Source organism: Sphingomonas sp. CFBP 13733 (assembly GCF_014841795.1).
In the GTDB taxonomy this organism is placed as follows: domain Bacteria; phylum Pseudomonadota; class Alphaproteobacteria; order Sphingomonadales; family Sphingomonadaceae; genus Sphingomonas; species Sphingomonas aerolata.
Window position 1 is genome coordinate 881,044 of sequence record NZ_JACYUP010000002.1, and the last position, 12,415, is coordinate 893,458.

The following is a 12,415-nucleotide window of genomic DNA, read 5'->3' on the forward strand; positions in this document are numbered from 1 at the left end:
TCAGGCGGCCCAGTGGATGTCGACGGGCAGCTCGACCTCGGCCAGCACGCGCCCGATCGGATACTTGGACGACGGACCCTGCTCGATCGCCTGTTCGAGCAGCGTCTTCTTCTCCTCGCCGGTGATCATGATCATCAGCGCCTTGGACGAAGCGATCGCCGCCGCGGACAGCGTCACGCGCGCGACCGGCGCCTCGGGCGGCAGCGGCTCGGGCATCACGCCCACCGCGCGGCGTTCCTTGGGACCGCTCAGCGCCTCGTCGAAATCGGGGCCGGGGAAGATCGACGCGGTATGGCCGTCGGTGCCCATGCCCAGCAGGCAGAAGTCGAGCGGCCAGTGCAGGTCCTGCATCAGCGCATCCGCCGAGCGGCCAGCGGCCTTGTAGTCGGAGATCGCGTCGGGGACGATCGGCTTCACCCGCGCACCCTTGGGCAGGAAGATCTTGGCGAGCGCGGTGACGTTCGACATCGGATCGCCCAGCTTCACGATCCGCTCGTCGCCGGGGATGATCGTGACCTTCTTCCAGTCGAGCTTGGCCTGGGCGAGCTTTTCATACGCCGCCATCGGCGTCTTGCCGCCCGCCAGCGCGATCACCGCCGAGCCGCGCGCGTCGAGCGCGCTCTCGATGACGAACTGGATGTCCCCGGCAACCGCGGCTGCGAGCTCCTCGGTGTCCTCGTAATCCCACCATTCGATCTCGGTCATATGCTCAAACTCACTTAGAAATTAGTGTTCGTGCCCAACAGTTCAGGTCGTATCCGCCAGTCCCGTTCGCACCCAGCAGTCCCGTTCGTACTCAGCGGCCCGTTCGTACCAACCAGTCCCGTTCGTGCCGAGTAGGGATCGAGCGAAGCCGAGAGCCCGTATCGAGGTACAATGCCACAACCGGGCCGATCCCTCGATACGCCATCTCGACAAGCTCGACGGCTACTCGGGACGAACGGAGGAAAACATGCTCAGTCGTCCTGCCAGGTCACGCCGTCGCGCTCGGTCAGCGCGATCGCGGCGGACGGGCCCCAGCTGCCCGACGGATAGCTTTTGGGCTTCATTCCGTTCGCTTTCCAGCCCTCGCGGATCGCATCGATCCAGGTCCACTGCGCCTCGACCTCGTCACGCCGCACGAACAGTGTCTGGTCGCCCTCGATCAGGTCGAGCAGCAGCCGCTCATATGCGATGCGCCGGCGCGTACCCGCAAACTCGGCGTCGAGGCTGAGGTTCAGCGGCACCTCGCGCAGCCGCACGCCCTCGCGGTCGAGACCCGGCTCCTTCGCCATCACCAGCAGCTGGACATGCTCTTCGGGCTGCAGGCGGATGATCAGCATGTTGGGCTGGAGCAGCCCGCCGCGGCCTGCGAACATCGAATGCGGCACCGCCTTGAACTGGATCGCGATCTCGCTGCCGCGTGCCGCCATCCGCTTGCCGGTGCGCAGGTAGAAGGGCACGCCCTGCCAGCGCCAGTTGTCGACATGCGCCTTGATCGCGACGAACGTCTCGGTGGTCGACGTCTGGCCGAGCTCCTCCGAATAGCTCTTCACGAACTTCCCGTTGACCGCGCCCTCGGCATATTGCCCGGTCACGGTGACGTGCGGCGCCTCTTCGGGCTTGATCAGCCGGAGCGATCGGAACACCTTCGACTTCTCGTCGCGGACGTCGGTGCCCTCGAACCGTGCCGGCGGCTCCATCGCGATCAGCGCGAGCAGCTGCAGGATATGGTTCTGCACCATGTCGCGCAACGCGCCCGCGCTCTCGTAATAGCCCGCACGTTCTTCCAGCCCGACCGTCTCGGAGATCGTGATCTGGACGTTGTCGATCCCTTGCGCATTCCACACCGGCTCGAAGAACGAGTTGCCGAAGCGCAGCGCCAGGATGTTCTGGACGGTTTCCTTGCCCAGATAATGATCGATCCGGTAGGTCCGGTTCTCGGGAAACGCCTTGGCGACCGCGTCGTTGATCTCGCGGCTCGTCGGCAGGTCGTAACCGAGCGGCTTTTCCAGCCCGACGCGGACCGTCTCGCCCGCCAGCCCGACCTTGTGCAGCCCCTCGATCGCCGATTCGAACAGCGACGGCGCGGTCGACAGATAGATGGCGAGCCCGCCCGAAATGTCGCCGATCTTGTCCGCCAGCGGCTGGAAGCTCGCCGGATCGGACAGGTCGGTCGGCTGGTAATGCACGCGCTCGAGGAACGCGTCGATCGTCCCCGCATCCTTGCGATCGTCCTTCAGATACTCGTCGAGCGCGGCCCTCGCGAAGGTGCGATACGCTGCGTCGTCATGATCGTGACGCGCCGCGCCGGTGATCGTCAGCCCCTCGGGCAGCAGCCCGTCGGCGTGCAGGCCATAGAGCGAGGGCAACAGCATCCGCTGCGCGAGATCGCCGGTGGCGCCGAACAGGAGCAGCTTGGCTACGGGATTACGGTGCATGAGAGCTCCTGGGTCAGTCGGTCTTACGAAACCAGACCGGCGACCGGGTCGACCCCGGCCATGATGTTGAGGTTCTGGACCGCGGCGCCGCCGGCGCCCTTGCCCAGATTGTCGAGTGTCGCGACCAGCCGCGCATGACCGGTCGCATCGTTGCCGCAGACGCGCAACGTCAACCGGTCGGTTCCGGCATTTTCCTCGATCGCGATCGCCGCCGCATCGCCCGCCGCCACGCTCACGAGCGCCGCGCCGTCATAGGCGTGCCGCAGCACGTCCTCGACCGCCGCCAGCGTCGGCCGGCCGGGCAGGGCATGAAGGTGCAACGGCACCTCGACGACCATCCCGCGATAGGCGTTGGCGACCGCGGGCGCGAAGATCGGCGCATGCGTCAGCCCGGCATGCTGCGTCATCTCGGCGATATGCTTGTGCGCAAGGCCCAGCGCATAGGCGCGGAACGCGGTCGGGGTGGCGTCGGCCCCCTCGAACTCGGCGATCATCGCCTTGCCGCCGCCCGAATAGCCCGACGTCGCATTGACGCTCAGCGGATGGCCCGCCGGCAGCAGCCCGGCCGCGACCAGCGGCGCGACGAGCGCGAGGAAGCCGGTCGGATAGCAGCCGGGGTTGGACACGCGCGTCGCCGCGGCGATCCGCGCCGCCTGTCCCGGCAGCTCGGCGAACCCATAGGTCCAGCCCGGCGCGACGCGGTGTGCGCTCGACGCGTCGATCACCCGCGTGCGGTCATTGTCGATCAGCGCGACCGCTTCGCGTGCGGCATCGTCAGGCAGGCAGAGGATGACGAAATCGGCATCGTTGAGCGCCGCGCGCCGCGCCGCGGGATCCTTGCGGTTCGCCTCGTCTAGCAACGCGATCTGGATGTCGGACCGCCCGGCGAGCCGGTCGCGGATCTCGAGCCCGGTGGTGCCTGCCGCACCGTCGATGAACACCGTCGCGGTCATGCCGCCACCGCCTTGCTGTCCGGCAGGTCGAGCGCGTCGATCTCGACATAGCCGACCAGGCCGTGCGGCTGCGCGACCCCCCAGGCGGACGATCCCGCAATCTCGAGCACTTCGATCGTGTCGCCGACCGCCAGCGCGGTGACCGGCTCGCTCGCCGTGTCGCGGCCCGCGCGTAGCGTCGCGGTGCGCGCGACCAGCCGGATCATCGGCACCGCATAATGCGGCGCAAAGACATGCTCGGCGAGGCGGATGTCGGCAATGTCGCGGCGGACCGCGTGCGTGCGCAGGTCGAGATCGACCGAACGCCCGGTCAGCGCGAAACTCTGGCGACGCGAGTCGGCAGAATCACGCGGCTGAATGACGCCGTCAGGCTGTCGCGGCGCGGGGCGCGGCGTCGTTATCGCCGATGAACTGCCCGAATTCTTCAAGAAAATCTGCCCCTTCACTCGTCCGCGCGACGAAGATGTTGCGCTTGTCGCTATCGTCGCGTTGCCGGCGCAGATAGCCGAGGGCACCCAATCTGTTCAAGGCGCGCGTGACGACCGGCTTCGATACGTTCAGTGCACGCGCCAGACCGCGCACCGTATGCGGGCCGGGTTTGAGATAGACGAGCAGCAAAAGCGCCATCTGGCGATTGGTCAGATCCGGTTCACCCGAACGGACATAATCGACCAGAGCCGTCATCCACGTCGATAGAGTATTGACTGCCATTGATGCCACAGCGTTGATCCGCCATCTGAATTTCAGGGTCTACGTCCCGTTAAGGAACGTCATTACGCTGTCACAACGCCCGCCCGCACGGCTTGTTTCCGTGTGTTTCGGTGTCGCGTGCGATATCCGGAGCCCGGGATGCGGTTGATCGTTGCCGCCGGCTCGCCTATGTGCGCGGCTTCGTAAAAGTTCCGGGGTTTTCCGCGCAATGTTCGCCTTCCTGCTTGTCATCCACGCGATCATCGCGGCCGCCCTCGTCACCGTGATCCTCATGCAGCGGTCGGAAGGCGGCGGTCTGGGCATGGGCGGCAGTCCCTCGGGGCTGATGTCGGCCCGCGGCGCCGCCGATTTCCTGACGCGCGCAACCGGCGTGCTTGGGACGATGTTCGTGCTGTTCTCGATCCTGCTCGCGATCCTCGCGGCGAATCACCGCAGCACCGACATCGACACGTCGCTCGCCCGCACGCCCGCCGCCGCCGCCACCGCGGTTCCGACCGCGGAGCCCAAGGGCGATGCGGCACCCTTCGCCGGTGGTGCAGAGAATGCCGGCGCCGCCGCACCGGCGCCTGCCGACAATGGCGCGGTCCCGCTCGCCCGCTAAACACTCCATTCGCCGACAAAAGCGCCCTGCGTGATCCGCGGGCGCTTGTCGTTCGTCCCCAACACACGCTACGAGACTCTTCCCATGGCTCGGTACATTTTCATCACCGGGGGCGTGGTATCGTCGCTCGGTAAAGGTCTCATGGCGGCATCGCTTGCCGCCCTCCTCCAGGCACGCGGCTACAGCGTCAGGATCCGGAAGTTCGATCCGTATCTGAACGTCGATCCCGGCACGATGTCGCCCTATCAGCACGGCGAGGTCTATGTGACCGACGACGGCGCCGAGACCGATCTCGACCTCGGTCACTATGAACGCTTCACCGGCGTGCCCTCGCGCCAGTCGGACAACGTCACCTCCGGCCGCATCTATCAGCAGATCATCGCCCGCGAACGCCGCGGCGACTATCTCGGCGCGACGGTGCAGGTCATCCCGCACGTCACCGACGCGATCAAGGCGTTCGCGCGCGCCGAGACCGACGATGTCGACTTCGTGCTCTGCGAGATCGGCGGCACCGTCGGCGACATCGAATCGCTCCCCTTCATCGAGGCGATTCGCCAGCTGAAGAACGAGGAAGGGCGCGGCAAGGCGATCAGCATCCACGTCACGCTCGTCCCCTATATCGCCGCCGCGGGCGAGCTGAAGACCAAGCCGACCCAGCATTCGGTCCGCGAACTGGCCGCCCTCGGCGTCCAGCCCGACGTGCTCGTCTGCCGCTGCGAACACCCGCTGCCGCCGTCGGAGCGTGCGAAGATCGCGCTGTTCTGCAACGTCCCCGCCAGCGCGGTCATCCCCGCGCTCGACGCGAAGAGCATCTATGCGGTGCCGCTCCAGTATCACGGCGAGGGCCTCGATATCGAAGTGCTGCGCGCGTTCGGGATCGAACCCGCCGCTGCGCCCGACCTGTCGCGCTGGACCGAGATCATGGACCGGCTGACCAATCCGCAGGGCGAGGTCACGATCGGCGTGGTCGGCAAATATGTCGGGCTGCAGGATGCGTACAAGTCGCTCAACGAGGCGCTCGTCCACGGCGGCATCGCCAACCGCGTCAAGGTCAACGTCCGCTGGATCGACGCCGAGCTGTTCGAGAATGCCGAGAGCGACATCGCCGGCCAGCTCGAGCCCTGCGACGCGATCCTCGTCCCCGGTGCGTTCGGCGAACGCGGCGCGGAGGGCAAGATCGCCTCGGTCAAGTTCGCGCGCGAACGCAAGATCCCCTATTTCGGGATCTGCTTCGGGATGCAGATGGCCTGCGTCGAGGGCGCGCGCGGTCTCGGCGGCGTGCCCGACGCCTCGTCGACCGAATTCGGCCCGACCGACAAGCCGGTGGTCGGCATGATCACCGAATGGATGGGCCGCGAGGGTCTCGAGACGCGCGCGGCCGAGGGCGATCTCGGCGGCACGATGCGGCTCGGCGCCTATGACGCCAAGCTCGACGGCAACAGCGTCGTCGCGGCGATCTATGGCGGCACCGACATCTCGGAACGCCATCGTCACCGCTATGAGGTGAACACGGGCTACAAGGACGTGCTCGAACAGGGCGGTCTGGTCTTCTCGGGCATGTCGCCCGACGGCACGCTGCCCGAGATCGTCGAGCGTCCCGACCATCCCTGGTTCGTCGGCGTCCAGTTCCACCCCGAACTCAAAAGCAAACCCTTCGACCCGCACCCCCTGTTCGCCAGCTTCATCGAAGCCGCGGTCAAACAGAGCCGCCTCGTCTGACCCGACCGGGCGCCCTCACGGGCGCCCGCCAAAGAGAAATATCGATCACGCGAAGGCGCAAAGGCGCAAAGGGACCCAAACTCTTAGCGCCTTCGCGCCTTCGCGCCTTCGCGCGAACAAAACTCGCTGCGCCCGATCCGAACAGAAGAATGTGTTCACGCGGAGACGCGGAGACGCGGAGTGCATTTTTGGCCTATCGCAGTCGGCCTCACTCCGGTTCGCGCAGGAATTCATGAGGGCCGCAACGCGGCCAAGAAAATCTCCGCGCCTCCGCGCCTCCGCGCCTCCGCGCCTCCGCGCGAACAAATTCTTCCAACTCCGAACCCCAGACACAAAAAAGGCGCCCGGACCCCAAGGATCCGGACGCCCCACAGCGCTGACCAGAAATCAGGCAGCCTGATCGACAGCAACCGTATCGACCGCAGCCAGCGGCGCGCCGGTCTTGATCGCGATGCTCTTCGGCTTCATCGCCTCGGGCACCTCGCGGACCAGGTCGATCACCAGCAGCCCGTCGTTCAGCCGCGCATCCTCCACCAGCACGAAGTCCGCCAGCTCGAACCGCCGCTCGAACGAGCGGTTGGCGATGCCGACATGGAGCAGCTGGCCCTCGGGCGCGCGCTCCTCCTTCTTGCCCGCGACCAGCAGCAGGTTCTGCTGCGCGGTGATCGCGATCTCGTCGCGCGAGAAGCCGGCGATCGCCAGCGTGATGCGGTAACGGTCCTGCGCGATCCGCTCGAGGTTGAACGGCGGGTAATTGTCGGACGTCGTGGCGCGCGCGTTCGTCTCGATCATGTCGAACAGCCGGTCGAACCCGACGGTCGAGCGGCGATAGGGGGTAAGGTCGAGTCGCATGGTCAAATCCTCGTCTTGAGCAATCCAACATCAGCCCTGGCCCGCTTGTGCGCGGCCCGGGCACACGGCCCATCAGGCGCCGTGCGGCAGTGATCTGGTCACCCCGCAAAAACCTTCAAGATCGCCCCGCCAAGATTTTTTCCAGGCCCCCGATAGCGCAGCTTTGCGCCCGCAAAGCCGTTCCCGATTGAAATCCCACCAAATCAATGGACTTTTAGCGCCAAGGTTCAAGGGAGACGATTATGGCCCATATTTTCGCGATGCTGGTCGCCGCACAGGCGGCCGCATCACCGCTGCCCACACCCGCCGATCAGGCCGCACCCGCGCCGCAGGACGCACAGCGCGACACCGGCCGGCTCGGCGCGGCACAGCAGGGCGGGGGAGACATCGTCGTCACCGCACGCCGCCGCGCGGAGACGATCCAGAGCGTGCCGATCGCGATGTCGGTGATCGGCGGCCAGGCGATCGCCGACACCGGCGCGTACAACGTCAACCGCATCACGCAGCTTCAGCCGACGCTGCAATTCTACTCGACCAACCCGCGCAACTCCGCCGCCAACATCCGCGGGCTCGGCGCGCCGTTCGGCCTTACCAATGACGGCATCGAACAGGGGGTCGGCATCTATGTCGACCAGGTCTATTACAGCCGCATCGCGTCGGCGACGTTCGACTTCACCGACACCGAACGGATCGAGATCCTGCGCGGGCCGCAGGGCACGCTCTACGGCAAGAACACCACCGCGGGCGCGATCAACATCTACACGCGCAAGCCCAGCTTCACCCCCGAGGCGCGGATCGAGCTCACCACCGGCAATCTCCGCTTCGTCCAGGCCAAGGCGTCGGTATCGGGCCCGCTCGTCGACGACCGGCTCGCGATCCGCCTGTCCTCGTCGATCACCCGGCGCGACGGCACGATCCGCAATCTCCGCACCGGCAAGGACGTCAACGCGCAGGACAATCAGAGCCTGCGCGGCCAGCTCTTCTGGCACGCGACCGGCAATCTCGATCTCACGCTGTCGGGCGACTATAATCACCAGAACCCCGATTGTTGCGCGCAGATCTTCGCACGCGTCGGCACCACGCAGCGGCCCGTGTCGCGGCAATATGACGCGCTCGCCGCCGCGCTCAACTACACCCCGCCGTCGCGCGACGCGTTCGACCGCGTAACCGATCTCGACACCCCGCTGCGCGCGCGGCAGGAGCTGGGCGGCGCCGCGCTGCTCGCCGAATGGGATCTCGGACCCGTGTCGCTGACCTCGGTCTCCGCATGGCGCATCTGGGACTGGAAGCCGTCGAACGACCGCGACTTCATCGGCCTGCCGATCACCTCGGTCTCCGCCAATCCCTCGCAGCAGGAACAGGTCAGCCAGGAGGTCCGCCTCTCGTCCAACGGCCGCAACACCGTCGATTACGTCGCCGGGCTGTTCTACTTCCACCAGACGATCGACACGCAGGGGTTGCAGGTCCAGGGGGGGGCCGCGAGCCGCTATCTGCTCAACCCGACCAGCGCGAACGCATCCAACCCCGCGGTACTCGACGGCCTGACCGCGACCAACACGATCGGCTTCAAGAACACGTCCGCGGCCGGATTCGGCAAGGTGACTTGGCACATCGCCGACAAGCTGTCCTTTGCCCCCGGCCTGCGCGTCAATTACGACAGGAAGACCGGCTCCTACGTCTCGGTCGTGACGACAGGGACGGGGGCGGGGGCAGGGGCGGTGCTCAACTGTTCGACCACCGCGCAGGCCGCCAGTTCGGTCACGCGCGACCGCTGCAGCACGCTCGCGCCCCAGGTCTACACCCCCGCCTTCGACGACTGGAACGTGTCGGGCGACGCGACACTCGCCTATGACGTCGCGCCCGACATCCACGCCTATGCGACCTATGCGCGCAGCTACAAATCGGGCGGCATCAACCTGTCGGGGCTCCCGCTCGACGGCGCGAACAACCCGATCCTCGCCTCGGCGACGGTCAAGCCCGAGACGGTCAACCATTACGAACTCGGCCTCAAGACCCAGTTCCTCGACCGCCGCGTGACGCTCAACCTCGCTGGCTTCTGGACCGAGATCAACGATTACCAGGCGACCGTCACCAACGGCCAGCTCGGCGTCCTGCGCGGCTATCTGGCGAATGCGGGCAAGGTGCGGACGCGCGGGTTCGAATTCGACTCGGCGTTCCGCCCGACCTCGCGCTTCAACCTCTACGTCAACGGCGCCTATACCGACGCCAAATATGTCCGCTTCGTCGATGCGCCATGCCCGCCGGAACTGTCGGGCGGCACCACCGCGACCGCTGGCCAGAGCCCAAGCCCGGCAGGGACCCCGGGCGGGATCAGCCCCGCAAACTGCGACATTTCGGGCCAGCGTCTGCCCGGCATCTCCAAATGGGCCTTTTCCTACGGCGCTGAATACGACCTGCCCGCGCGGATCGGCGGTCTCGATGGCCAGGTCTATCTGGGCTATGACGGCAGCTACCGCTCGACCTTCTCGTCCAACCCGTCCGCCTCGGCCTATACCGACATCAAGGGCTATGCGCTCGGCAATGTCCGGCTGGGGTTCCGCGGCGAGGACCGGCTGAACGTCTTCGGCTGGGTCCGCAACGTCTTCGCCAAGGATTATTACGAATTGCTCGCGCTGCAATCGGGCAGCACGGGGCTTGTCGTCGGCCAGCCGGGCGATCCGCGCACCTACGGCGTCACGATCTCGCGCTCGTTCTGATACGGTTCACAAACGCTGCTCTACTCTATCTGCTATAAAGAGAGATCCGGGCGAAGGGTGAGAATTGGAAGCTCCCACTCTTCGTCCGGTGCCTGTTGCACTTCGGGGGTTCCGGGAACGGCGAATAGTGTATTCGTTGTAAGGAAAATGGCCCGGACAAGCAAACGCCCGGACCGTTTCCGATCCGGGCGCCTGCGTGACGATCGCTCGTCAGCCCCCATTTTGTCGCTTCCGCTCTGCACCTTCGGTGCGGCGTCAAAGCATTCCCCGAACCACGGCCGTTGCCTGTGTCTCAGCGAGGTTTTTGCTAAGTAATTGCGTGGTGTTTGTCACCCTGTTTGCGGGGCGCGCCACACGATTGGCAGGGGGCTGTGTCGAATCCGCAACAGACCAATCCAGACGCGGCCATGGTTGCCTCGCGCGGGGCCGCGTCCTAGAGCCGATGGACATCTCTTCTAACGATCGAACCCCCGCACCCATGATCCTGTCACGCTATGAACGGATGATCGCCCGGCGCTATCTGCTGCCGGGCAAGGGCGAGGCGTTCATCTTCCTCGTCGCCTCGATCAGCCTGGTCGCCGTCATGCTCGGCGTCGCCGCGCTCGTCATCGTGATGAGCGTGATGAACGGCTTCCGCGCCGAGCTGTTCGACAAGATCGTCGGGCTCAACGGCCATGCGGTGGTCCAGCCGCTCGGCGGCCGGATGCCCGACTGGCGCGAGATCGTCGCACAGGCGCGAGCGACTCCGGGCGTCACCAGCGCGGTACCGCTGATCGAACAGCCGCTCGCCGCCACCTATAACGGCCGCGCGGAGGCGGTGCTGGTCCGCGGCATGCGCGTCGACGACATCCGCCGCAACTCGACGATCCAGGACAAGGTGCTGATGGGGTCGCTCCAGTCGATCACGCAAGGGTCCGGCCGGATCGCGATCGGCTCGCGGCTCGCCGAGTCGCTCGGTGCGCAGGTCGGCTCGGACATCTCGCTGTTCAGCCCGCAGGGCCAGACCACGCCGTTCGGCACCGTCCCCCGCATCGTCAGCTACAAGGTCGGCGCGATCTTCGAGATCGGCGTCTATGACTACGACAAGGCGTATATCATCATGCCGATCGAGGATGCGCAGACGCTCCTCCTGATGGGCGACGCCGCGGGCATGGTCGAGCTGAAGACCGTCGATGCGGACAAGGTCGGCGAGATCCTGCGGCCGCTCGCCGAGAAGATCGGCGGCCGCGCGGTCATCCAGGACTGGCGGACGATGAACGCGCAGCTGTTCGAGGCCTTGGCGGTCGAGCGCGTCGCGATGTTCACCGTGCTGTCGATCATCATCCTCGTCGCGGTGTTCAACATCCTGTCGTCGCTGATCATGCTGGTCCGCGCCAAGACTCGCGACATCGCGATCCTCCGGACGATGGGCGCGACGCGCGGCGGGCTGATGCGGATCTTCATCGTCGTCGGCACGACGATCGGCGCGCTCGGCACGCTCGCCGGGCTCGGGCTCGGCTTCGTCTTCCTGTTCTACCGCCAGGGCGTCGTGAACTTCGTCCAGCTTGTGACGGGGCAGAATCTCTGGGATCCCTCGATCCGCTATCTGACCGAACTCCCGTCGAAGACCGATCCGGTCGAGATCATCGTGATCGCGCTGATGGCGCTGATCTTCAGCTTCCTCGCGACGCTCTATCCGGCCTGGAAGGCGGCGAGTACCGACCCCGTGCAGGTGCTGCGTTATGAATAATGGCCTTCCGATCGAGCGGCGCAGCGCGCAGGCGTACGACTATGTCCTGCAGACCAGCGGCCTGACCAAAAGCTTCACGCAAGGGGGCGCGACAATCGACGTGCTGCGCGGCATCGACCTCGGAATCGCACCGGGCGAGATCGTCGCGTTGCTCGGCCCCTCGGGTTCGGGCAAGTCGACGCTGCTCCAGGCGGTCGGGCTGCTCGAAGGCGGCTTCCAGGGATCGATCAAGATCGCCGGCACCGAGGCGTCGAAGCTCAACGCGCATGAGCGCACCGTGGTACGCCGCGACAGCCTCGGCTTCGTCTATCAGTTCCATCACCTCCTCCCCGATTTCAACGCGACCGAGAATGTCGTCCTGCCACAGCTCGTCCACGGCGCGACGCGCGCGCAGGCGGATGCGCGCGCGGCCGAACTCCTGACCCAGCTCGGGCTCGGCCACCGCCTCACGCACCGCCCCAGCCAGCTCTCGGGCGGCGAGCAGCAGCGTGTCGCGGTCGCCCGCGCGCTCGCCAACAAGCCCGCGCTCGTGCTGGCGGACGAGCCGACCGGCAATCTCGACGAGCATACCGCGGACATCGTCTTTGCCGAATTCGTCCGGCTGGTCCGCGAACAGGGCACAGCGGCGCTGGTCGCGACCCACAACGAACGGCTCGCCGCGCGGATGGACCGCGTGTTCCGGCTGCACGAGGGCCGGCTGGCTTGAGCGGTCT

At 66.4% G+C, this 12,415-nt stretch carries 11 protein-coding genes; 5 read left to right on the forward strand and 6 right to left on the reverse strand.

The genetic code is table 11. The features are described 5' to 3' along the window. The 5 genes from pgl to IFT71_RS08335 form a co-directional block, all read right to left on the reverse strand. Complete coding sequence (gene pgl, locus IFT71_RS08315) at positions 1-705, reverse strand: 6-phosphogluconolactonase (RefSeq protein ID WP_031396120.1); 705 nt, start codon at positions 703-705, stop codon at positions 1-3. A 251-nt stretch (positions 706-956) separates the two neighbouring features. Then, positions 957-2,420 carry a glucose-6-phosphate dehydrogenase gene (gene zwf, locus IFT71_RS08320; protein WP_037528659.1) on the reverse strand — a complete coding sequence of 488 codons (1,464 nt, stop codon included), beginning with the start codon at positions 2,418-2,420 and terminating at the stop codon, positions 957-959. A gap of 23 nt (positions 2,421-2,443) precedes the next feature. Beyond that, positions 2,444-3,373: an N-acetyl-gamma-glutamyl-phosphate reductase gene (argC, locus tag IFT71_RS08325; RefSeq protein WP_192140154.1), complete on the reverse strand. Its 930-nt coding sequence runs from the start codon at positions 3,371-3,373 to the stop codon at positions 2,444-2,446. Further along, positions 3,370-3,801 (reverse strand): hypothetical protein, encoded by a 432-nt coding sequence (locus tag IFT71_RS08330; protein ID WP_244654805.1) that lies wholly within the window; start codon positions 3,799-3,801, stop codon positions 3,370-3,372. Before IFT71_RS08330 ends, argC begins: the two co-directional genes overlap by 4 nt. After that, positions 3,740-4,057, reverse strand: a complete 318-nt coding sequence (locus IFT71_RS08335) for a MarR family transcriptional regulator (protein ID WP_031395049.1) — start codon at positions 4,055-4,057, stop codon at positions 3,740-3,742. Before IFT71_RS08335 ends, IFT71_RS08330 begins: the two co-directional genes overlap by 62 nt. Positions 4,058-4,292: 235 nt before the next feature. Between IFT71_RS08335 and secG the strand changes: the two genes are divergently transcribed. Together secG and IFT71_RS08345 are read left to right on the forward strand one after the other, a co-directional pair. Beyond that, positions 4,293-4,685 (forward strand): preprotein translocase subunit SecG, encoded by a 393-nt coding sequence (gene secG, locus IFT71_RS08340; protein ID WP_031395050.1) that lies wholly within the window; start codon positions 4,293-4,295, stop codon positions 4,683-4,685. Between the two features lie 84 nt (positions 4,686-4,769). After that, positions 4,770-6,404 carry a CTP synthase gene (locus IFT71_RS08345; RefSeq protein WP_031395051.1) on the forward strand — a complete coding sequence of 545 codons (1,635 nt, stop codon included), beginning with the start codon at positions 4,770-4,772 and terminating at the stop codon, positions 6,402-6,404. 387 nt (positions 6,405-6,791) lie between these two features. Here IFT71_RS08345 and IFT71_RS08350 read toward each other — a convergent pair whose 3' ends face one another. Further along, positions 6,792-7,256, reverse strand: a complete 465-nt coding sequence (locus IFT71_RS08350) for an Hsp20 family protein (protein ID WP_192140156.1) — start codon at positions 7,254-7,256, stop codon at positions 6,792-6,794. A 242-nt stretch (positions 7,257-7,498) separates the two neighbouring features. Here IFT71_RS08350 and IFT71_RS08355 point away from each other — a divergent pair, with 242 nt between their 5' ends. The 3 genes from IFT71_RS08355 (at position 7,499) to IFT71_RS08365 (ending at position 12,408) form a co-directional block, all read left to right on the forward strand. Continuing rightward, complete coding sequence (locus tag IFT71_RS08355) at positions 7,499-9,973, forward strand: TonB-dependent receptor (RefSeq protein WP_192140158.1); 2,475 nt, start codon at positions 7,499-7,501, stop codon at positions 9,971-9,973. Between the two features lie 478 nt (positions 9,974-10,451). Beyond that, positions 10,452-11,702 (forward strand): lipoprotein-releasing ABC transporter permease subunit, encoded by a 1,251-nt coding sequence (locus IFT71_RS08360; RefSeq protein ID WP_031396032.1) that lies wholly within the window; start codon positions 10,452-10,454, stop codon positions 11,700-11,702. Continuing rightward, positions 11,695-12,408 carry an ABC transporter ATP-binding protein gene (locus tag IFT71_RS08365; protein ID WP_042467156.1) on the forward strand — a complete coding sequence of 238 codons (714 nt, stop codon included), beginning with the start codon at positions 11,695-11,697 and terminating at the stop codon, positions 12,406-12,408. The genes IFT71_RS08360 and IFT71_RS08365 overlap by 8 nt, the downstream gene beginning before the upstream one ends. Positions 12,409-12,415: the final 7 nt, after the last annotated feature.